Source organism: Novosphingobium sp. THN1 (assembly GCF_003454795.1).
Taxonomy (GTDB): Bacteria; Pseudomonadota; Alphaproteobacteria; order Sphingomonadales; family Sphingomonadaceae; genus Novosphingobium.
In genome coordinates this window covers 2393057-2413694 of the sequence record NZ_CP028347.1, presented here as the reverse complement: position 1 = coordinate 2413694, position 20638 = coordinate 2393057, and the positions used below count along the sequence as shown (strand labels likewise).

At 64.2% G+C, this 20638-nt stretch carries 19 protein-coding genes and 1 pseudogene; 13 read left to right on the top strand and 7 right to left on the bottom strand.

The annotated features are described in order from the left end of the window. Positions 1–5: 5 nt before the first annotated feature. From crtY to C7W88_RS11870, 6 genes are all read left to right on the top strand, one after another. Complete coding sequence (gene crtY, locus C7W88_RS11895) at positions 6–1202, top strand: lycopene beta-cyclase CrtY (RefSeq protein ID WP_118074745.1); 1197 nt, start codon at positions 6–8, stop codon at positions 1200–1202. Next, a complete protein-coding gene (locus C7W88_RS11890; RefSeq protein ID WP_118073688.1) occupies positions 1199–2677 on the top strand; it encodes a phytoene desaturase in 1479 nt (492 codons plus the stop codon). The genes crtY and C7W88_RS11890 overlap by 4 nt, the downstream gene beginning before the upstream one ends. Before the next feature lie 14 nt (positions 2678–2691). Further along, on the top strand, positions 2692–3273 hold the full coding sequence (locus tag C7W88_RS11885; protein WP_118074744.1) for a TIGR00730 family Rossman fold protein: 582 nt from the start codon (positions 2692–2694) through the stop codon (positions 3271–3273). Positions 3274–3276: 3 nt separating this feature from the next. Further along, complete coding sequence (locus C7W88_RS11880; protein WP_118073687.1) at positions 3277–4242, top strand: phytoene/squalene synthase family protein; 966 nt, start codon at positions 3277–3279, stop codon at positions 4240–4242. 91 nt (positions 4243–4333) lie between these two features. Continuing rightward, on the top strand, positions 4334–5290 hold the full coding sequence (locus C7W88_RS11875; protein WP_370073126.1) for a cytochrome b/b6 domain-containing protein: 957 nt from the start codon (positions 4334–4336) through the stop codon (positions 5288–5290). Next, positions 5178–5927, top strand: coding sequence for a molybdopterin-binding protein (locus C7W88_RS11870; protein WP_118073686.1), 750 nt, complete (start codon positions 5178–5180; stop codon positions 5925–5927). Before C7W88_RS11875 ends, C7W88_RS11870 begins: the two co-directional genes overlap by 113 nt. Here C7W88_RS11870 and C7W88_RS24770 read toward each other — a convergent pair. From C7W88_RS24770 to pgi, 4 genes are all read right to left on the bottom strand, one after another. Beyond that, positions 5924–6277, bottom strand: coding sequence for a hypothetical protein (locus C7W88_RS24770; protein WP_370073125.1), 354 nt, complete (start codon positions 6275–6277; stop codon positions 5924–5926). The genes C7W88_RS11870 and C7W88_RS24770 overlap by 4 nt on opposite strands. Continuing rightward, positions 6241–6939 carry an NAD-dependent epimerase/dehydratase family protein gene (locus C7W88_RS11865; protein WP_370073124.1) on the bottom strand — a complete coding sequence of 233 codons (699 nt, stop codon included), beginning with the start codon at positions 6937–6939 and terminating at the stop codon, positions 6241–6243. Before C7W88_RS11865 ends, C7W88_RS24770 begins: the two co-directional genes overlap by 37 nt. 175 nt (positions 6940–7114) lie before the next feature. After that, entirely contained in the window at positions 7115–8485 is a 1371-nt protein-coding gene (gene gorA / locus C7W88_RS11860) for a glutathione-disulfide reductase (protein ID WP_118073685.1), read from the bottom strand. A gap of 88 nt (positions 8486–8573) precedes the next feature. Further along, positions 8574–10097, bottom strand: a complete 1524-nt coding sequence (gene pgi, locus C7W88_RS11855) for a glucose-6-phosphate isomerase (protein WP_118073684.1) — start codon at positions 10095–10097, stop codon at positions 8574–8576. Between the two features lie 168 nt (positions 10098–10265). On the opposite strand from pgi, the gene lepB reads away from it, so the two are divergent. From lepB to C7W88_RS11830, 6 genes and pseudogenes are all read left to right on the top strand, one after another. Then, positions 10266–11126 (top strand): signal peptidase I, encoded by an 861-nt coding sequence (lepB, locus tag C7W88_RS11850; RefSeq protein ID WP_240344610.1) that lies wholly within the window; start codon positions 10266–10268, stop codon positions 11124–11126. Further along, positions 11099–11796: pseudogene (rnc, locus tag C7W88_RS11845) on the top strand (ribonuclease III). The gene lepB and the pseudogene rnc overlap by 28 nt, the downstream one beginning before the upstream one ends. A gap of 61 nt (positions 11797–11857) precedes the next feature. Beyond that, on the top strand, positions 11858–12763 hold the full coding sequence (gene era / locus C7W88_RS11840) for a GTPase Era (RefSeq protein ID WP_118073683.1): 906 nt from the start codon (positions 11858–11860) through the stop codon (positions 12761–12763). Next, positions 12751–12933: a hypothetical protein gene (locus tag C7W88_RS22685; RefSeq protein ID WP_162896014.1), complete on the top strand. Its 183-nt coding sequence runs from the start codon at positions 12751–12753 to the stop codon at positions 12931–12933. Before era ends, C7W88_RS22685 begins: the two co-directional genes overlap by 13 nt. Further along, a complete protein-coding gene (locus C7W88_RS11835; RefSeq protein ID WP_118073682.1) occupies positions 12930–13574 on the top strand; it encodes an SGNH/GDSL hydrolase family protein in 645 nt (214 codons plus the stop codon). The genes C7W88_RS22685 and C7W88_RS11835 overlap by 4 nt, the downstream gene beginning before the upstream one ends. A gap of 185 nt (positions 13575–13759) precedes the next feature. Beyond that, positions 13760–15310 carry a hypothetical protein gene (locus C7W88_RS11830; protein ID WP_118073681.1) on the top strand — a complete coding sequence of 517 codons (1551 nt, stop codon included), beginning with the start codon at positions 13760–13762 and terminating at the stop codon, positions 15308–15310. Positions 15311–15329: 19 nt separating this feature from the next. Here the strand turns inward: C7W88_RS11830 and topA are convergent, their stop codons facing one another. From topA to plsY, 3 genes are all read right to left on the bottom strand, one after another. Beyond that, the gene (topA, locus tag C7W88_RS11825; protein WP_118073680.1) at positions 15330–17945 is read right to left on the bottom strand and encodes a type I DNA topoisomerase; all 2616 of its coding nucleotides are present in this window, start codon (positions 17943–17945) and stop codon (positions 15330–15332) included. 87 nt (positions 17946–18032) lie between these two features. Then, positions 18033–19148, bottom strand: coding sequence for a DNA-processing protein DprA (gene dprA, locus C7W88_RS11820; protein WP_118073679.1), 1116 nt, complete (start codon positions 19146–19148; stop codon positions 18033–18035). Next, a complete protein-coding gene (gene plsY, locus C7W88_RS11815; RefSeq protein WP_118074742.1) occupies positions 19145–19714 on the bottom strand; it encodes a glycerol-3-phosphate 1-O-acyltransferase PlsY in 570 nt (189 codons plus the stop codon). The genes dprA and plsY overlap by 4 nt, the downstream gene beginning before the upstream one ends. A 94-nt stretch (positions 19715–19808) precedes the next feature. On the opposite strand from plsY, the gene murI reads away from it, so the two are divergent. Next, positions 19809–20621: a glutamate racemase gene (gene murI, locus C7W88_RS11810; RefSeq protein ID WP_118073678.1), complete on the top strand. Its 813-nt coding sequence runs from the start codon at positions 19809–19811 to the stop codon at positions 20619–20621. Positions 20622–20638: the final 17 nt, after the last annotated feature.

Genomic DNA, 20638 nt, shown 5'->3' with positions numbered 1-20638 from the left:
TGGTCATGAGCGTGCGACACTGCGACATCGCGATCCTCGGCGGAGGGCTGGCTGGCGGCCTCGTCGCTCTGGCCCTGCGCCAGGCCCGCCCCGAACTCGATCTCGTCCTCGTCGAACAGGGCGAAACGATCGGTGGCAACCACGTGTGGTCGTTCTTCGGGACCGACGTGAACAAGGCCGGACGCGAACTGCTCGACGGCATGGTCGTTGCCGCCTGGCCTGAATACACCGTGCACTTCCCGCGCTACGAACGTCGCCTCAAGACCAGCTACTACTCGATCAGCTCCCACCGCTTCGACAAGGTCGTCCGCCAGCGCCTTGGCGAGGCATCGATCATGACCGGGGTCCGCGCTCTGGCCTGCAGCGCCACCAACGCCACCCTGTCCGACGGCACCCGGCTCGAGGCAAAAGGCGTGATCGACGCACGCGGCCTGCGTAACGTAACGGACCTTACCGGCGGCTGGCAGAAGTTCGTCGGCCGCCGCTTCCGCCTTTCGGCCCCCCACGGCCTCGAAGCCCCCATCGTCAAGGACGCCACGGTCGAACAGATCGACGGCTACCGCTTCGTCTATTCTCTCCCCTTCGCGGCTGACGAGATCTTCGTCGAGGACACCTACTATTCCGATGGTCCCGCCCTCGATGCCGATGCCATCCGCGCCCGCATCGACGCTTATGTTGCCGCCAAAGGCTGGCATGTCGCCGAAGTGCTGGAAGAGGAACAGGGCGTTCTCCCCGTCGTCGCCGGCGGCAATTTCGATGCGTTCTGGCGCGCAAGCGGCGGCCCCGTCGCCCGTGCCGGTGTGCGCGCCGGGCTGTTCCAGGCCGTGACCAGCTACTCGCTGCCTGATGCGGTGAAATACGCCCTCGCCCTCGCCCGTCAGCAGGACCTGTCCGGCGAAGCTCTCGCCCAGTTCAGCGAATACTGGGCGCGCGAACACTGGGCGCAATCCGCCTACCTGCGCCAGCTCTCGGCCCTGCTCTTTGCGGGCGCCGAGCCGGACAAGCGCTACCGCGTCCTCGAACGCTTCTACAGCCTGCGCCACGGATTGATCGAGCGTTTCTACGCCGGCAAGACCACCGTGTTCGACAAGGCCCGTATCCTCGCGGGCAAGCCGCCGCTGCCGATCTTGAACGCCATCGGCGTGCTCACCGGCCTCGGCGCGCGGCCCAAGCCTCTTACCCTTGCAGGAACCCCACGATGAAGCGCGCTTGCGTAATCGGCTCCGGCTTCGGCGGCCTGGCCCTCGCCATCCGCCTCCAGTCCGGCGGCATCCAGACGACCGTGATCGAAGCGCGCGACAAGCCTGGCGGCCGCGCCTACCACTGGGAGAAGGACGGCTTCACCTTCGACGCCGGCCCCACCGTCGTCACCGATCCCGCCTGCCTGCAGGAACTCTGGGCCCTCAAGGGCCATCGCATGTCCGACGATGTCGAGCTTATGCCGGTCATGCCGTTCTACCGCCTCAACTGGCCCGACGGTACCAACTTCGATTATTCGAACGACGAGACCCATCTCCGCGCCGAGATCGCCAAGCTCAATCCGGCTGACGTCGCGGGCTACGACGAGTTCCTGCAATACTCGGCAGGCGTCTTCGAGGAAGGCTACGTCAAGCTCGGCTCGGTCCCGTTCCTCGATTTCGCCTCGATGCTCAAGGCCGCCCCGGCGCTTGCCCGCTACCAGGCCTGGCGCTCCGTCTATTCGATGGTCTCGTCCTACGTGAAGGACGAACGCCTGCGCGAAGCCTTCAGCTTCCACACGCTGCTCGTCGGCGGCAACCCGATGAACACCAGCTCGATCTACGCCCTGATCCACAAGCTCGAGAAGGACGGCGGCGTGTGGTGGGCCAAGGGCGGCACCAACAAGCTGATCCAAGGCATGCTCACCCATTTCCAGCGCCTCGGCGGCGAAGTGCGCATGGGCGATCCGGTAACCCATATCGAAACGCTTGGCACCCGCGTCACCGGCGTCACGACGAAAAGCGGCTGGTCGGCCAAGTTCGATGCGGTCGCCTCCAACGGCGACATCGTCCATTCCTACCGCGACCTGATGCCTGACAATCCACATGCACAACGTCGCGCAAAGTCTTTGACGAAAAAGAAATTCTCCCCCAGCCTCTTCGTTGTCCACTTCGGTGTCGAAGGCACCTGGCCGGGCATTCCGCACCACATGATTCTGTTCGGCCCGCGCTACAAAGGCCTGCTGGACGATATCTACAAGCACGGCGTCCTGCCCGAAGACTTCTCGATCTATCTCCACCACCCGACCGTGACCGACCCCTCTGTCGCGCCGGAAGGCATGAGCACCTTCTACGCGCTCGTTCCGGTGGCCAACATGGGCAAGCTCCCGGTCGACTGGGACGAGATCGGCCCGGTCCTCGAAAAGCGCATCCTCGATGAAGTTGGCCGTCGCCTCATCCCGGACATCCATTCGCGTATCGTAACGAAGTTCCACTATGCCCCGTCGGACTTCAAGACTGACCTGTCCGCCCACCTCGGCAGCGCCTTCAGCCTCGAACCGCTGCTCACGCAGAGCGCCTGGTTCCGCGCGCACAACCGTGACGATGCCATTTCGAACATGTATCTGGTCGGCGCGGGAACCCATCCGGGCGCCGGGATTCCCGGAGTAGTCGGTTCGGCCAAGGCCACCGCCAAACTGATGCTGGAGGATCTTGCTTGACCGGCCGTACTTCGATCAGACGTCTCGCCGTCTATTGCGGCTCTGCCTCACCCGCCGACACCCGTTACGTAACCCTTGCCCGCGAGATCGGCGCCGAACTGGCCCGGCGCGGCATCGGTGTGGTCTATGGCGGCGGCAAGCTCGGCCTCATGGGCGCAGTCGCCTATGGCGCGCTCGATGCGGGCGGCGAAGTGATCGGCGTGATCCCCGAGGCCCTCGTCGGCGGCGAGGTTGCCAACCACGACTGTACCGAACTGCACGTCGTCCCTGGCATGCACGAGCGCAAGAAGGCTTTCACCGACCTGTCGGACGGTTTCCTCACCATCCCCGGGGGCGTGGGCACGATGGACGAGCTGTGGGAAGCGGTCAGCTGGGCGCAACTGGGCTACCACGCCAAGCCGGTGGGTCTGCTCAACGCCTATGGCTTCTATGACCACCTGCTCGCCTTCAACCGCCACATGATCGAAGTCGGCTTCATCCGCGAAGCCCATGCCGGAATCATCATCGCCGAACCCGACCTCGATATCCTCCTGGCGCGCATGGAAGCACACGTCCCGCACAAGCCGATCTTCGCGATGAAGGCCGAAGATCTCTGAGCAATGCAGGATCGCAGCGCACTCGTTAGTAACGCCCGCAAGTCAATCCTGAAGGGCTCGAAAAGCTTTGCCGCCGCCAGCCACCTGTTCGACCGCGAAACGCGCGAACGGGTCTGGCTACTCTATGCCTGGTGTCGCCGCTGCGACGACATCGTCGATGCGCAAGACCATGGCGGCGCGCTTGGCATTCAGGAAGGTGCCGCCGAGCGGCTTGCCCTCGTTCGCGAAAAGACCGCCCTTGCCTTTGCCGGGCGCGAAAGCGGCGATCCGGCTTTCGACGCCCTCGGCCTGGTCGCCCGCGAAACCGGCCTGACGATCGAGATGGCCCGCGCCGTGATCGACGGCTTTGCGCTCGATGCCGCCGAGTGGCAGCCCCACAGCGAGGCAGACCTGATGCGCTATTGCTGGCATGTCGCCGGCGCCGTCGGGGTGATGATGGCTGTGGTGATGGGCGTTTTGCCGGATGACGAGGACACGCTCGATCGCGCCTGCGACCTTGGCCTTGCCTTTCAACTCGCCAACATCGCCCGCGATATTGAGGAAGATGACGCGGCCGACCGCTGTTACATCCCGCTCGACTGGCTGTCCGAGCTCGACATCCCACCCGGCGAACAGATGAAGCCGCACTATCGGCCCGCACTCACCCGGCTGGTCGCGCGAATGTGCGAGACAGCGGAAATCCACGAATGCTCAGCCCGCATCGGCGCTGCCCGCCTCAAGGGTCGCCAGCGCTGGGCCATCCTCGCCGCCGCCGGCATCTATGGCGAGATTGCGCGCGAGGTCGCCAAGCGCGGCGACCATGCCTGGGACCATCGCACCGTCGTTACTAACGCCCGCAAGCTCGGCTTCATCGGCAAGGCGGCATGGTCCGCGCTGCGCCCGGTCCCGCGTTCCTGCATCGCCCGCGCCAGCCAGCGCCGCTTCAGCCGTGCAGACCTGATAGCGCTGGCTGCCCGCAATCCGGCGTAAAGGCTGCGTTTTCAACGCCGTCGTTCCAAAGGCTTTTTCCCCGTTGCTGAATGTGGCAGTCTGACCGCAGGACAGGAGCAGGAACCCCGCCGTGGATGCCGCGCCAGCAATCGTTACGTCACAGGAAACCGCTACCACGGTCGAAGCGCGGCCCCTGGTCTACCGCACTCGGTTGCCGGTCCGGATCTGGCACTGGACCAACGCGATCACGATCTTCGTAATGCTGATGAGCGGCGCGACGATCTTCAACGCGCACCCCCGGCTCTATTGGGGCAAGTACGGCGCAACCTTTGAAACACCGTGGCTCGAGATCGGGCGGCAAGGTCAGCAGGGCTTCTTGCGCCTCGGCTCGCTGCAAATCGATACGACCGGCTTTCTGGGTTGGACCGAGCATTCGACCAAGGCCTTCCCGCCCCTGGTCACCATCCCCAACTACTACAGCCTTGCCGAGGGGCGCCAATGGCATTTCTTCTTCGCGTGGGTGCTGGTTGCGTCGATTACCCTGTTCGTGATTTACGCATTGTTTTCCAGACACCTGTCACGCGATCTTGCTTTGACGCGTGAAGAGCGCAAGCTTTCGCATATCTGGCATGACATCAAGGAACACGCCCGTCTGCGCTTCCCTACCGGTGAAGCGGCCAAGGCCTACAATCCCCTGCAAAAGCTTGCCTACCTCGGCGTGATCTTCGTGCTGATCCCCTTGGTCGTGCTGACCGGCATGACCATGTCGCCAACGCTCAACGCCGCCTTCCCCTGGCTGCTCGACATTTTCGGGGGCGTCAGTCCGCCCGTTCGATACATTTCCTTTGTGCAACAGGTTTCTTGGCCTTTATCCTCATCCATCTTCTCATGGTCCTGCTCGCAGGGCCCTTCAACGAATTGCGCTCGATCATCACTGGCTGGTATCGACTGCCCGCCGAGCGGAGGCCAAAGCCATGACGATCATCACGCGGCGAGCCGCGCTCGTGGGCGCAGGTGGCCTGCTGCTCGCCGGTTGCGACAAGATCACCACATCGCCAACGGTGCGCAAGGTGCTGACATTGGGTGAAAAAGCGACGCTATCCGGCCAGCGACTGGTCACCGATCGCAACGCGCTTGCGCCAGAATTCGCACGGGCGGACATTTCGCCGAAGTTCCGCATGAACGGCAATCGCCTGCCCGCCTCGCCCGCGTATCAGGCCCACATGGCCAGCAATTTCACCGACTGGAAGCTGGAGATCGGCGGCAAGGTCGCCCGCCCCTTCAGCCTCACCCTCGCCCAACTCAAGGCCGCGCCGCAGCGCACCCAGATCACCCGCCACGACTGCGTCGAGGGGTGGAGCGCCATCGGGGAATGGACTGGTGTTCCGCTTGCCCTGCTGCTGCGTCAGGCGCAGGTTTCCCCATCCGCTCAATACATTGTCTTTCATTGTGCAGATGATTTCTCAGGTACGCCGTACTACGAAAGCATCGACATGATCGATGCCCTGCACCCGCAGACGATCCTCGCCCACACCATGAACCGCCAGCCCCTGCCCGTCGGCCACGGCGCCCCGATCCGTCTGCGCGTCGAACGCGCTCTTGGCTACAAGCATGCCAAGTATGTGATGAGGATCGAAGCGGTCGAGACCCTCGCCGGCCTCTACGGCGGCGGAGGCGGCTACTGGGAAGATCATTCCGGCTATCAGTGGTTCGCTGGCATCTAGACCTTCACCACGCCTCGCTCGATCAGGCTCCGCGCACAGTCGAGGATAGAGACGTCCACCGACCGCATCGTCCAACCCAGCCGCTCCTGCGCATGGGCCGAACTTGCACCGCGCACATTGCCGAGTTCTCCCGTTACCTGACGGATCACCGGATTGAACAACGCCACCGTCCGCACCAGCCAGTCGGGCAGCCTGCGCGTCGGCACCTTGCGCGCCTGTGGCCCGAGGTGTTCCTTCAACACCTTTGCCACGTCGGCAATCTTGAGGAACGGTCCCGACGCAATGAACCGTTCGCCCGCCAGGCCCGGCGTGGTCAGCGCCCGCACGTGCAGGTCCGCAACGTCACGCACGTCGACGATCCCGAACCCAAGGTCCGGGCAGCCCGGCAAAGCGCCTGAAAGCAATTGCCTGACCACTTCGATCGATGGCGAAAAGTCATTGCTCCACACCGGCCCCAACACGGCCGCCGGGTTGACCGAGACGAACTCCATCCCCCGCCGGCGGCGGCCACCCAGTCCCGCGCCGCGCGCTCGGCAATGGTCTTGGACTTCACATAGGCATAGACATCCTCGCCCTCGAGACTGGTCCAGTCCTTCTCGGTGAACTCGAACACCCCCTTGCCATGGCCATAGGCAATCGCGGCGACGGACGAGGTCTGCACGAAGCGCGTAACCCCCGCATCGCGAGCGCAACGTAACGCCCGCAACACTCCTTCGCGCGCCGGTACGATCAGGTCATCTTCCTGCTTCGGCGCAGTCGTGGTGAATGGCGAGGCGACATGGGCGACATGGCTGCACCCCGCCATCGCCTCCGCCCACCCGGCATCGGCAGTCAGGTCCGCGGCAAAGAACCGCAGCGTCTCGGCACTCCCGCCAAGCAGGGGCCGCAGCTGCGCCTCGCGGGATAGCGAGCGGACGGTGGCGTGAACGGTCCACCCCTCGGCCAGAAGCCGGCGGATGAGGAACCCGGCAATGTAGCCGCTGCCACCCGATACGAGGACCGTGCCAGCCATATTTTCCGCTCTCCCCAACCGGCGATCTGGCGAGAGGTTAGCGCGGAGATGTCCGGTTGCAAATCGCTACCGTTCAGCCTGCGGAAGCACGCCCTGCGTGCGGCAGAGTTGCAGGGGAGTCATGGGGGAGTTGCCCGTTTGCCTGCGAGAGTTGGAAAACGGGCAATCTTCCCGATTATCGCATCAAAACAAGCTCTTCAGCCATCGAGGGGTGCAACGCCACCGTCGCATCGAAATCCGCCTTGGTCAGCCCCGCCTTCACCGCGATGGCTGCTGCCTGCAGGATCTCCGGGCTGTCCGGCCCGATCATGTGGATGCCCAGCACCTTCTCGGTCGAGGCATCGACGATCATCTTGTAAAGCCCACGCTCGGGCCGATGGCCGAAGATGTTCTTCATCGGGCGGAAGTCGGACGAGTAGACCTTGATATTGCTGCCAAATGCCTGACGCGCCTGGCTTTCCGTCAGGCCCACGCCGGCCAGCGGCGGCTGCGAGAACACTGCGCTCGGGATCGCATCGTAGCTCACCGAAGTGTCCTTCCCGCCGAACACGCGGTCGGCAAAGGCCTGACCCTCGCGGATCGCGATCGGCGTCAGCTGCACGCGGTTCGTTACGTCACCCACGGCATAGATGCTGTCACACGCGGTCTTGCCATGATCGTCCACCGGGATCTCGCCCGCCGAACCCAATGTAATTCCAGCGTTTTCCAGGCCAAGCCCGTCAGTCTTGGGCCGGCGCCCGGTCGCCACCAGAACCACGTCGGCGTGGATCGGATCGGGTTGCTTGCCAAGGTAGACGTCGAACGAACCATCCTCGCGCTTCTCCACGCGGTCGAACGGGCAATTGAACTTGTACTCGATCCCGCGTGCCATTGTGATCTGGAGCAGGCGGTCCCGGAGGGATTCATCGTACCCGCGCAAGATCGTCTCGCTGCGGTTTACCACCGTTACGTGACAGCCCAAAGCGTTGAAAATGCCCGCGAACTCCATCGCGATATAGCCGGCGCCGGAGATCACGACGCGCTTTGGCAGCTTCTCGAGATGGAACACCTCGTTCGAGGTAATGCAATGCTCGTTACCCTCGAATTCCGGCATGACCGGCCAGGCGCCGGTTGCGATCAGGATATACTTCGCGCTGATTTCCTTGCCCGAAGCCAGCCGCACGGTGTTCGGCCCCGCCACCTCGGCGCGCTCGAGGAAACGCTCTACCTTGTTGTTTTCAAGCGTGTTCGTGTACGCGGTGTTGAGCCGGTCGACATCCTTCAGAACCGCGTCACGTAACGTCGGCCAGTCGAACGTCATCTTCTCGACCGTCCAGCCATAGTTGGCCGCGTCCTGCAGTTCCTCGGCGAAATGCGATCCGTAGACCAGCAACTTCTTGGGCACGCAGCCGCGGATCACGCAGGTCCCGCCGACGCGGTATTCCTCCGCCACCGCCACCCGCGCGCCATGGCTCGCGGCGATGCGGCTGGCGCGCACACCGCCCGATCCTGCACCAATCACAAAGAGATCGTAGTCGAAGTCCTGCCCAGAGTCCTGCTCAGCCATATGCGCTCCTGTTGGTGAAGGCGCATATGGCCTCTGGTCTCGCCCAAGACCAGAGGCATTTAGCGGATATTGTTAGCCTGACGAACTATCAGCCGCCAATTCCTGCAGCTGAGAGAAGGGCTTCCGTAGACGGATCAAAGCCGGCGCCGCCGCCCGCCTCGATCTGCTTGGCAATCGCCTTGCCGAGTTCGACGCCGAACTGGTCGAAGGGATTGATTCCCAGCATTGCCGCCGAAACGAACGTGCGGTGTTCGTGGAACGCGATCAGCGCGCCGAGGGTGGCGGGGTTGAGGTCCTCGCACAGGATCGTCGCCGAAGGACGGTCTCCGGGGTAGGCACGCGCGCCATCGTCAGATGCCTTGCCCGCCATCAGCGCGGCCCCTTGCGCAAAGCAGTTCGACAGCAGTATCTCGTGATGGGCCGGATCGAGGTCATGCCCGGGCGTCTTGACCGCAAGAAAGTCCACCGGGATCAGGTGCGTGCCCTGGTGGAGCAACTGGAACACCGCATGCTGGGCATCGGTGCCGACGCCGCCCCACGTCACCGGCGCACTGGCGCGCGTCAACGGAGAGCCATCGGCCAGAACGCTCTTGCCGTTCGATTCCATTTCGAGTTGCTGGAGGTAGTCAGGCAGCAGTTTCAGCCGCTCGTCATAGGCGAATACCGCGCGCGTCTGGCAGCCGCGTACCTGCGTGTAGTAGAGATCGGCGAAAGCCGCGCGGACGATGACGTTCGCGGTGAGGTCGGCGTCGATGAAATGCCGGTCAATCGCCGCGGCCCCATCGAGAAACTCGGCAAATCCTTCCCAGCCCAGCGCCATGGCCACCGGAAAACCGATCGAGGACCATAAAGAATAGCGCCCGCCGACCGTCTCGGAAAAAGGCAGCACGCGGGTTTCATCCACGCCCCATTCGACGGCCTTCTCAGGCGAGGCGGTCAGAGCAATCACGCGCCCATAGGGATCGGCAACACCGCCCTCACGCAACCACTCCAGCGCCGAATGCGCGTTGGTCATCGTTTCGGTCGTGGTGAAGGTCTTGGAGGCAACCGCGATCAGCGTCGTATCCGGGTCGCAGGCCTTCATCGCTGCTTCAAGCGCACAGCCATCGATATTCGACACGACATGAACCGCAACCTTTGCGCCTTCGCGGGTCAGCGCGTCGATTGCCAGCGCCGGGCCGAGCGCGGAGCCGCCGATGCCGATGTGGATCAGGCTCTTCACTTCGCCGAGCGCCCCTTCATGGATCGCTTCGACGAGCATCCGCATCCGGGCGTGCAACGCCTCGGCTTCCTCGACGCTGGCGTCCTTGCCGATCCCGCGTTGCGCCGTGTGCTCGGCCGCGCGTCCTTCGGTGTTGTTGATCTTTTCGCCCGAGATCAGCGCATTTCGCTGCCCTTCAAGGTCCATCGCGGCGGCAACCGAGCCGAACAGGGCTTCGACTTCCGGCGAAAGGTGCGTCTTGGACCAGTCGAAGATCACCGGCCCGCCGGGCAGATCGAGCGTGGCCGAATAGCGTGACAGCCGCGCGGTATCCGAAAACAGGGTCTTCAGGGTTGGCCGTGGCAACTTCTCGAGTGCCGTCCAAAACTGCTGTGCCTCGCCTGCCGACATGTCCAACCTCATCCTTTCGCAACTGCGTAAAAGCCCTAATGCCCTCTCGGGGACGCCGCGCCAAGCGCGCTGTTCATCGGCGCGCAAGCTGCGCAGACGTATTTCGCCCGCTGTATTACACAAACAACACACTTGACGAAGGGCCTTGCTGGCAACATGACCGCGACGATGAACGACACGCCCGAAGCCAGCAGCCCCTCCCCGGTCGATCCGGCGACGCCTGCGCCCGCGCCGACCAAGCTGAAGAAGGAAAAGAAGGAGGACAGCTTCCCCGTCTTCCTGATCAAGCTGGTCATCGTCGTTGCAATTTTCCGCAGCTTCATCTTCTCGCCGTTCAACATCCCTTCGGAATCGATGTTGCCGCGGCTGGAGAACGGCGACTATCTCCTCGCCGCCAAATGGCCCTACGGCTACAGCAGCTATTCGTTGCCGTTCAGCGCGCCCCTGCTGCCCAAGCGCATTTTTGCCAGCCAGCCCGAGCGTGGCGATGTTGCGATCTTCAAGGCGCCGCCCGGCAATGATGTCGACTACATCAAGCGTGTGATCGGCCTGCCTGGCGATACCGTGCAGATGATCGACGGCGTTCTGCACCTGAATGGCCAGGCCGTACCCAAGGTGCGGGTCGAGGATTTCGTCATCCCCGTCAGCCCGAACACCGATTGCCTCTCTGCCGAATTCGTCGTGACCGAGGCCGATGGCAGCCAGACCTGCCATTACCCGCAATTCCGCGAGACGCTGCCGAACGGCAAGACCTACAACGTGCTCGACCTTGGCCAGCGTGATGCCGACAACACCGTGCCGGTCGTTGTGCCGGAGGGGCAGTTGTTCATGATGGGCGACAATCGCGACAACTCGATGGACAGCCGCTTCCCGGCGATGGAAGGCGGCGGCATCGGTCTGGTCCCGCAGGAAAATCTCGTTGGCCGTGCCACGATCATGATGTGGTCCACCGATGGCAGCGCCAATTGGTTCCTGCCCTGGACCTGGTTCACCGCGGCGCGCTGGAACCGTATCGGGGGCACGTTCTGAGCGCGCTTTCGCCTGAAACGGTGGGCTACCTCACGGATCTGACCGGGAGCGCACCGACGCGCGTCGACCTCTGGATCGAAGCCCTCACCCATGGCTCGATGGGTGAGGCCCGCGACTACCAGCGCCTCGAGTTTCTTGGCGACAGGGTGCTTGGTCTTGTCATTGCCGAGTGGCTTCATGAAAAGAGCGATGCCGCCGAAGGCAAGCTCTCTCAGCGGCTCAATGCCCTGGTCAGCCGCGAAACCTGCGCCGATGTCGCGCGCCATATCGCCCTCCCCCTCACATCCGGCTCGGCAAGCAGGCGCGCGATGATGGCGGGACGCAAAGCGACAATATCCTGGGCGACGTGATGGAGGCGCTGATCGGCGCTCTCTTCGTGGAGCGCGGATTTGAAGCCGCACGCGCCTTCGTTCGCAAGGTTTGGGACAAGCCGATGGCCACGGGCACCGGCCAGCGCAAGCATCCCAAGGCTGCCCTGCAGGAATGGGCGGCGGGCAACCGGCGCAAGCCCCCGGTCTACACCCTGGTCGCGCGCGAAGGTCCGGACCATGCCGCGAAGTTCACGGTTGCGGTAGAGGTCAAGGGCGTCGGCACGGCCAGCGCCACCGGCAGCAGCAAGCAGGAGGCCGAGACCTCCGCCGCCCGCACCTTCATGCAGGATTTCGGCTAAATCTGGCGGTGCGCGCCCATTTGGCCTACAGTGGCCGCAACTCATCTGAAGAACTGGAATAATGACCGAAAAATGTGGCCTCGTGGCCGTCCTCGGCGCACCTAACGCCGGCAAGTCCACCCTCGTCAACGCTCTCGTCGGCCAGAAGGTGGCGATCGTTTCGGCCAAGGCGCAGACGACGCGCGCGCGCCTCATGGGCATTGCGCTGGAGGATATCGGCGAGGACAAGGCGCAGATCATTCTTGCCGATACGCCCGGCCTGTTCGAACCCCGCCGCCGCCTTGATCGCGCCATGGTCAGCGCGGCATGGGACGGTGCGCACGAAGCCGACGCGATCCTGCTTGTGGTCGACGCGCGCAAGAAGAAGCGCGACTATCTCGCACCCATTCTCGAGACGCTGAAAGGGCGGCCGGAACGCAAGCTTCTGGTGCTGAACAAGGTGGATTCGACGCCGAAGGAACCGCTCTTGGTCATGGCCGAAGCGCTGACGCAAGAGGCCGAATTCGACGAGGTATTCTTCGTTTCTGCGCTCACCGGCGATGGCGTGCCCGAACTCAAGCAGCGCCTTGCCGCGCTCATGCCCGAAGGCGCGTGGCACTATCCCGAGGACCAGGTATCTGACGCCAGCGAGCGCCTGATGGCTGCCGAGATCACCCGCGAGCAGCTCTATCGGCAGCTTCACGATGAACTTCCCTATGACAGCACGGTGCGGCCAGAGAAGTATCTCACCCGCAAGGATGGTTCGATCGAAATCCACCAGCAGATCGTGATCGCCCGCGAAACCCAGCGCGCCATCGTGCTGGGCAAGGGCGGCGCGAAGATCAAGGCCATCGGCGAAGCGGCGCGAAAGGAGCTTTCGCAACTGCTGGATGCCAGGGTCCACCTGTTCCTGCACGTCAAGGTGGACGAGCGCTGGGCCGACGCCAAGGAGATCTACGAGGAAATCGGGCTGGAATGGGTCAAGTGATGCGCTGGGGCATGGCGGCACTCGCGCTTGCCGCTTCACCGGTCCTCGCCAAGCCTGCGCCCTTGCCTGAAGGTGCGCGTTACGTGGCGCTGGGCAGCTCGTTCGCGGCCGGCCCGGAGTCGGACCGACAACGCCGGGCACGCCGCCACGCTGTGGCCGGGGCACACTGAATTACCCCAACCTGCTCGCGGCAAGGCTCAAGCTCTCGCTGGTTGACGCCACCTGCAGCGGCGCGACGACCGAACACGTGCTCGGCCCTTGGAAGGAAGTCCCGGCGCAGATCGAAAGCGTCACCGCCGAAACCCGGCTTGTCACCATCACCATCGGCGGCAACGACGTGAACTTTGTCGGCAATATCTTTGCCGCTGCCTGCGAGCAGGCGACCACGCCCGATGCGCGCTGCCAGAAGTGGCGCGACATCGGCGAGGACGTGTGGAAGGCCGACGAAGAGCGCATGCGCCGCATCGTCCGAGAAGTGCGCCAGCGGGCACCGGAGGCGCGCGTGGTGTTTGTCGACTACATCACCGTCCTGCCACCAAAGGGCACTTGCACTTCAGTTGCGATCAGTGCCGAACGGATGAAGCAGAGCCGAGCGGCGGCGAAGCGACTGGCCAAGCTTACCGCCAGGGTCGCGCATGAGGAAGGCGCGGAAGTCTTCCGTTTTTCAGCGATGTCCAAAAGCCACGCGCCTTGTTCGGCCGATCCCTGGAGCAACGGTCTCACCGCGCCGTCGGGAGACGGCATCCCGATCCACCCCAATCGCGCCGGCCATGCCGCCGCAGCCGAGGGTCTGGCCCGGTTTCTGGACTAAGCCACCGCCGTTACTAACGGCTCGTCGGTCGTAGAGGGCGGCCCGTCGCCCTTCTCTAGCTTTGTTGCACTGCAGCACGGAATTGGCGTCGACAATTGACGTTTGCTCCCTAGCGTCGCCCGCGCGAAGGGAACGGGCAGCTCGCCCGTTAACGTCCCGGGTGCAATGGTGGACGGAGTGCGAGCATGAACGAAACTGGCGGCGTCATGGCAGCGGCCACGGTAGGCACGCTGCCCGGCAGGTTTGTCCCGTCCGCCATCAGGAACTTGCGCCGGCCGAAGGTTTTGCCCGGCTGGCTGGTCGAGGCGGCTGGGTTCGCCCTGATTTTCCTCGTCACCCGCAGCTTCCTCTTCGGCAACCCGGTCGTCCACATCGACGAGCAGTTCTACCTGTTCGTCGCCGAACGCATGCGCGATGGCGCAGTGCCCTATGTCGACATCTGGGACCGCAAGCCTATCGGCCTGTTCCTGCTCTACGAGGCGCTGGTTTCGCTCCCGTTCGATCCCGTGATCGCCTACCAGATTGGCGCAGGTATCAGCTTCACCTTGACGGCCATGGTCTTGACCCGTCTGGCGCGCGAAATTGCTTCTCCTCAGGCCGCGTGGCTGGCTGGCGCCGCCTATGTCCTGTTCATGCCGGTTTTCAATGCCGGCATGGGACAGGCCCCGGTGTTCTACAACCTGCTCGTCGCCATGGCAGCGTGGGGCGTGGTCGACAGCGTCAAGCGTCCGGAGCACCCCCCGCTGATCTGGCGCGGCTGCCTGGTCATGCTGTTGCTGGGACTTGCCATCCAGATCAAGTACACGGTGATCTTCGAAGGTGCTGCGTTCGGCCTGATCCTGCTGGCACGCGGCTTTGCCGATGTGTGGTCCTTCAAGCGCTTGGCTGCAACCGGCCTGCTCTGGATTGGCGTCGCGCTTGCCCCGACTGCCGCCGCTGCGCTCTGGTATGCGCACATCGGGCAGTTCGATGCCTTCGTCTACGCCAACTTCGTTTCGATCTTCGAACGCGATTCCGACGGCTGGAAAGCCTATTGGCGCCTGACCAAGGAAGTTCTGGTGCTGACCCCGTTCTGGCTGGCGATCTTCCTCGCGCCCAGGCTCTCCGTCAGCGCAGGGGACGAGCAGGCGGGCAGCAGGCGTGTCATCGTGATTTGGTGCCTCGCTGCGGTCGGTGGATTCCTGCTGTTCGGCACATGGTACGATCACTACGTCGCGCCGGTGTTGATGCCGCTTGCGGTGCTTGCTGCCCCCGCTCTCGCCCGCACGGCACCGGGAGAACGCTGGTATGGCCGGCTGCTCCTCGGCTTCGGGGCGTTCGCCGGGATCGTGGTGATGGTCTACCAGTACCGGCAGCACGGCTCCACCAGAGAGTATGAGGCGATGGATACTGCCATCAGGCAGGAGCTGCGCGACGGCTGCCTGTTCATCTTCGAGGGCGAACTGGCGTTCTATCGCACGACCAATTCCTGCCTGCCGACGACGCGCATTTTCCCGAACCACCTCAACACATATGTAGAGGCACCGGCGGTGGGCGTTGACCCGCATCAGGAGATGGCCCGCATCCTGGCAAGCCGGCCGGACGTGATCCTGACCCGAGCAGCACACGAAAAACCCTACCTGCCCAACCTTGATACCCGCCGGATGATGGCCGAGGGTCTTGCGCGCAGCTACGAACGCTACGCGGCCCTCCGCCTCGGCAACAAGGAATACTGGCTCTACCGGCCGCGCCGCTAAGGCACGGCCGGTAGCCCGCTTACTCGGCGCTCTTCGCAGCCTTCTTTGCCGGTGCTTTCTTTGCCGCCGGCTTCTTGGCTGCTGGCTTCTCGGCCGCTTCCTTCTTTGGTGCCGCTTTCTTTGCCGGAGCTTTCTTGGCCGGAGCCTTCTTCGCGCCCTTCTTTCCCTTGGCCGGACCCTTGGCCGCCCGCTCGTCGATCAGGGTGATCGCTTCTTCCAGCGTCAGGGCTTCGGGCTGCTTGTCCTTGGGCAGGGTCGCGTTGGTGGTTCCGTCTGTCACGTAAGGCCCATACCGCCCAGCCATGAGCTTGATTTCGCCCCCTGACGTCGGGTGCGGCCCGAAAACCTTGAGCGGTTCCGCTGCTGTCCTGCCGCCACGAGCGCCAGCGCCTGCCGCTGCGGCGGCAAGGTGCATCACGGCAGCGTTCATGCCGGTTTCGAACACCTCGCTGGTCGATTTAAGGCGCGCGTACTTGCCCTCATGCGCCAGGTAAGGCCCGTAACGACCGATGCTGGCGGTGATCGGCTTGCCGGTTTCGGGATGCATGCCAACCTCGCGCGGCAGGGAAAGCAGCTTCAGCGCCCACTCAAGATCGAGTTCGCCGATATCCTTGGGGATCGACGCACGCTTGGCCTCCTTGCCTTCGCCCAACTGGATGTAGGGACCAAAGCGGCCAGCCTTGCGCACAACTTCGAGCCCGCTTTCCGGGTCCTTGCCCAGCACGCCGTCCCCGCCGCCATCGCCGTCAGCTCCGCCGGGCTGGGCGAACTTGCGGGTATACTTGCATTCCGGATAGTTCGAGCAGGCGACAAAAGCCCCGTAACGGCCACCGCGCAGCGAAAGGCGTCCCGCCTCGCACTTGGGGCACAAACGGGGATCGCTGCCGTCTTCGCGCGGCGGGAAGAGGTAGTCGGACAGGAATTCGTCAAGCTCGGCGGTCACCTCGCTCGGCTTCTTCTCCATCACCTCGTCGGACTTGGGCTTGAAGTCGCGCCAGAACTCGGCAAGCACCTTCTTCCACTCGGCACGCCCGCCCGACACATCGTCAAGCTCCTCTTCCATGCCTGCAGTGAACTCGTAGGCCACATAACGGGTAAAGAACCGCTCAAGAAACGATGTCAGGAGTCGCCCGGACTCTTCTGCAAAGAAACGGTTTTTCTCCGTCCGAACGTAGTTGCGATCTTTCAGCACCTGCAGCGTTGCCGCATATGTCGAAGGCCGCCCGATGCCCAGTTCCTCAAGGCGTTTGACCAGGCTCGCTTCGGAATAGCGCGGCGGCGGCTGGGTGAAGTGCTGCGTGGCGTCGACCCCGCGCTTGGCAGGCGTATCGCCCTTGCTCAGCGCGGGCAGCAGGCTGCCGTCCTCGTCGTCGCCATCGGCCTTCTGGTCGCGCCCTTCCTCATAGACGGCGAGGAAGCCGGGGAACTTCACCACCTGCCCGGTCGCCCGCAGCTCGTGCTTGCCAGTGCCATCGCGCAGCGTCACGCTGGTGCGCTCGATATTTGCCGAGGCCATCTGGCTGGCCATCGCGCGCTTGTAGATCAGGTCATAGAGCCGCGCCTCGTCCCCCGAACCGTAGCGATCCTTGCTGAAATCCGTCGGCCGGATAGCTTCATGTGCTTCCTGAGCATTCTTCGCCTTCGTCTCGTAATGACGCGGTTTTTCGGGAAGGTAATGCCCATCGTAGCGGTCGGAGATCGCCTTGCGCGCCGCCGAAATCGCGCTCGGGTCCATCTGCACGCCATCGGTACGCATGTAGGTGATCGCGCCCGCTTCATAGAGCGTCTGCGCCACGCGCATGGTATGGCTGGCAGAGAAGCCGAGCTTGCGCGCGGCTTCCTGCTGCAACGTCGAAGTGGTGAACGGCGGATAGGGGTTGCGCCGCGTGGGCTTTGTCTCGACTTCTTCGACGCGGAAGGTCCCGGCATCGACCACGGCCTTGGCCTTCATCGCGGCGCCTTCGTCACCCAGTGTCAGCTTGTCGAGCTTCTGACCATCGAACTTGACGAGCCGTGCGGCAAATTCGGTTCCGCCCTGCTCAAGCCGGGCAATGACCGACCAGTATTCCTGCGCCTTGAAGACCTCGATCTCGCGCTCCCGCTCGACGATGAGGCGCAGGGCCACGGACTGCACGCGCCCGGCAGACTTCGCGCCGGGCAGCTTGCGCCACAACACCGGCGAAAGCGTGAAGCCGAACAGGTAATCGAGCGCGCGGCGGGCGAGATAGGCGTCGATCAGGTCCTGGTCGAGTTCGCGCGGGCGCTTCATCGCATCGGTCACCGTCTGCTTGGTGATCGCGTTGAAGGTGACGCGCTCGACTTCCTTAGGAAGCGACTTACGTTTCTTCAGCAACTCCCTGACATGCCAAGAAATTGCTTCACCTTCACGATCAGGGTCGGTCGCCAGAATGAGACGATCGGCATCCTTGGCCGCATCGGTGATGGCCTTCACGCGGGACTGCTTGTCCCCGTAAAGTTCCCAATCCATCGCGAAGTCCTCTTCCGGGCGGACCGAGCCGTCCTTTACCGGGAGATCGCGGATATGACCGTAGGAGGCGAGAACCTTGAAGCCGGGGCCGAGGTACTTCTCGATGGTCTTGGCCTTGGCCGGGGATTCAACAATGACAAGCTGCATGGCGATGAAAAGCAGTCCTTACGTGTACGTACGCGCGAGGGTGGGGAAATGCGGCGCGGTTCGTCAAGCGGCTGGTTGACCTGTCGTTCAGGACAGGAGGCTGACCCTTCCGGCTGCGTGACGTTGCAGACGACCTGCCAGTTCCAGTTCGAGCAAGGCCATCTGCACCGACCCCGCGCTTGCTCCGCTCTGCCGGATCAGCTCGTCGACGCCAATCGGGGCCAGCGTCAACAGGCCGGCGATGTCTGCCGCTTCGTCTCCCCCTGCCGCGCCATAGTCTGGCGCATGCTCGCGGAAGGTTGACCGCGGCTGGCCGGTAAAGCCTGTGAGCAGTTCCACCACGTCTTCCGGCCGCTGCACCAGAATCGCGCCTTCGCGGATGAGCTGGTTGCAACCATGCGAGCGGCTGTCGAGCGGTGAGCCGGGAATGGCCATGACCTCGCGCCCGGCCTCGGCCGCAAGGCGTGCGGTGATCAGCGATCCGGACTTGGGCGCGGCCTCCACCACAAGCGTGCCGGTGGCGAGGCCGGCAATGATGCGGTTGCGGTGCGGGAAGTGCCGCGCGAGGGGTTCGGTACCCGGCGGCATTTCGGCAATCAGCAGCCCTTCGCAGGCGACTTGCTCCTGCAGGTCCACGTTTTCGGGCGGATAGGTGATGTCGATCCCACTGGCGATCACCCCGACGGTGCCTCCGCCGGTCGCCATGCCCGCCAGCGCTCCGCGATGCGCGGCAGCATCGATCCCGCGTGCCAGCCCCGAGACAACGGCATAACCCTGGCCGGCCAGCGCCGCCGCGAAATCGCGCGAGAGCTTCACAGCGGCGGCCGAGGCATTGCGTGCGCCAACCACGGCAACCGAGGGTCGCTGCAGCAAGGCGGTATCGCCGCGCACCGTCAGGATCGGCGGGGGGCTTTCGAGCTCGGCCAGCAGCGCCGGATAGTCAGGCCCGTCATGGAAGAGATAGCGGGCACCGGCCTTGCGGACCGCGGCAATTTCCCGCTCCACGCGGTCCGCGGCAGCCGGCCGATACGGTGCCCCGCCGCGCGCTGCCAGATCAGGCAGGGCATCGAGTGCGGCACTGGCCGTCCCGAAGCGGCGCAGCAACTGGTAGTAGCTGACCGGCCCGATATTGGGCGAACGCAGCAGGCGGATGCGGGCGAAGGCCTCGTCGCGAGAGAGCGTGGCTTCAGCCGCAGCGCTCACTTCTTGCTGCCGACCCTGGGCTCGGTCCCGGCGCGCAGACGGGCAATGTTCTCGCGGTGCAGGAACAGCACAAGCAGCGCCAGCAGCGCCAGTACCGGAACGTAAGCCGTGTAGCCCAGAAGCAGCGCGGCCAGTGGAGCAGCAAGCGCGGCGCTCATCCCTCCCAGCGAGGAGATACGGCTGGCGAACAGCACGCCGAGCCAGACCACCGCATAAGCGAGGCCGATCGGCCAGGCGAGCCCCAGCGATACGCCCATCATCGTCGCAACGCCCTTGCCGCCCTTGAACTTGAGCCAGACCGGGAAGCAATGGCCAAGCACAGCCGCCAGCGCTGCCAGCGGTTCGCTTCCCGGCCAGAAGTGCCGCGCCAGCAGGACCGCAGCCAGCCCCTTGCCCATGTCGAGCAGGAGCGTTGCAACGGCGACGCCCTTCTTGCCGGTGCGCAGCACGTTCGTCGCCCCGATGTTCCCCGAACCGATGGCGCGCAGATCGCCGCCCCCGGTCAATCGTGTCAGGACGAGGCCGAAGGGCACGGAGCCGAGCAGATAGCCGACGAGCAGGGGCATGAGCGTTTCCACGCCCCGCTCATATCCTGTCCCTTCACAAAAGCGAAAGAGGCCACTTTCCATTTTGTCGCCATTCCCGATACAAGCCCGGCAGATGACCGCTTCTCACCAACCCGATGCCGCCGCGCCGCTGCTCCTGTTCGATTCGGGCGTGGGCGGTCTGTCCGTGCTGAAAAAGGTGCGCGGCATCCTTCCCGAGGCGCCAGTGATCTACGTCGCCGACAATGCCGGCCTGCCCTATGGCGACAAGACCGAGGCCCAGATCGCGGCGCGGGTTTCCGGCTTGCTCGGCAGGCTGACCGAGCGTCTTCGGCCAAGGCTGGTGTGCATCGCCTGCAACACCGCGTCGACCATCGCGCTGGCCGCGGTGCGCGAGGTGCTCGAAGTGCCCATCGTCGGCACCGTGCCGGCAATCAAGCCCGCCGCAGCGATGACGAAGACCGGCGTTATCGGCCTGCTGGGCACGACTGCCACGATCCGGCAGGCCTACGTCGACCGGCTGGAGGCAGAATTCGCCAGCGACAAGCTGCTTCTGCGCCATGGCGCGCCCGAACTGGTCGCTGCTGCCGAGGCCAAGCTGCGCGGCGAGCCGGTCGATCCGGCGATCTACCAGCGCGCCGCGCAGGCCCTGCAGGAGATGCCCGGCGGCGATCGCATCGATACCGTGGTGCTTGCCTGCACGCATTTCCCGCTGGTGCAGGATGAGCTCGCCGAGGCTTTCGGGCCGGGCGTTCAGTTCGTCGATGGATCGGACGGCATCGCCCGCCGCATTGCCTCCCTCACGCAGGGCCAGTCATGGCATCGCGACCGCCCCGATCTTGCCCTGTTCACGCGCAACGGCGACGATGTGGCAGCCCTGCGCCAGGCACTGGCGCGGCACGGGCTCGATCGGATAGAGACGTTTTGACACAGGCACGACCGGGG

Bases quoted from the DNA above. Each gene is read 5' to 3' on its own strand.
- crtY (WP_118074745.1), top strand. From the start codon at position 6: ATGAGCGTGCGACACTGCGACATCGCGATCCTCGGCGGAGGGCTGGCT.
- C7W88_RS11890 (WP_118073688.1), top strand. From the start codon at position 1,199: ATGAAGCGCGCTTGCGTAATCGGCTCCGGCTTCGGCGGCCTGGCCCTC.
- C7W88_RS11880 (WP_118073687.1), top strand. From the start codon at position 3,277: ATGCAGGATCGCAGCGCACTCGTTAGTAACGCCCGCAAGTCAATCCTG.
- C7W88_RS11870 (WP_118073686.1), top strand. From the start codon at position 5,178: ATGACGATCATCACGCGGCGAGCCGCGCTCGTGGGCGCAGGTGGCCTG.
- C7W88_RS11865 (WP_370073124.1), bottom strand. From the start codon at position 6,939: ATGGCTGGCACGGTCCTCGTATCGGGTGGCAGCGGCTACATTGCCGGG.
- gorA (WP_118073685.1), bottom strand. From the start codon at position 8,485: ATGGCTGAGCAGGACTCTGGGCAGGACTTCGACTACGATCTCTTTGTG.
- pgi (WP_118073684.1), bottom strand. From the start codon at position 10,097: ATGTCGGCAGGCGAGGCACAGCAGTTTTGGACGGCACTCGAGAAGTTG.
- lepB (WP_240344610.1), top strand. From the start codon at position 10,266: ATGAACGACACGCCCGAAGCCAGCAGCCCCTCCCCGGTCGATCCGGCG.
- era (WP_118073683.1), top strand. From the start codon at position 11,858: ATGACCGAAAAATGTGGCCTCGTGGCCGTCCTCGGCGCACCTAACGCC.
- C7W88_RS22685 (WP_162896014.1), top strand. From the start codon at position 12,751: ATGGGTCAAGTGATGCGCTGGGGCATGGCGGCACTCGCGCTTGCCGCT.
- C7W88_RS11830 (WP_118073681.1), top strand. From the start codon at position 13,760: ATGAACGAAACTGGCGGCGTCATGGCAGCGGCCACGGTAGGCACGCTG.
- topA (WP_118073680.1), bottom strand. From the start codon at position 17,945: ATGCAGCTTGTCATTGTTGAATCCCCGGCCAAGGCCAAGACCATCGAG.
- plsY (WP_118074742.1), bottom strand. From the start codon at position 19,714: ATGCCCCTGCTCGTCGGCTATCTGCTCGGCTCCGTGCCCTTCGGCCTC.
- murI (WP_118073678.1), top strand. From the start codon at position 19,809: ATGACCGCTTCTCACCAACCCGATGCCGCCGCGCCGCTGCTCCTGTTC.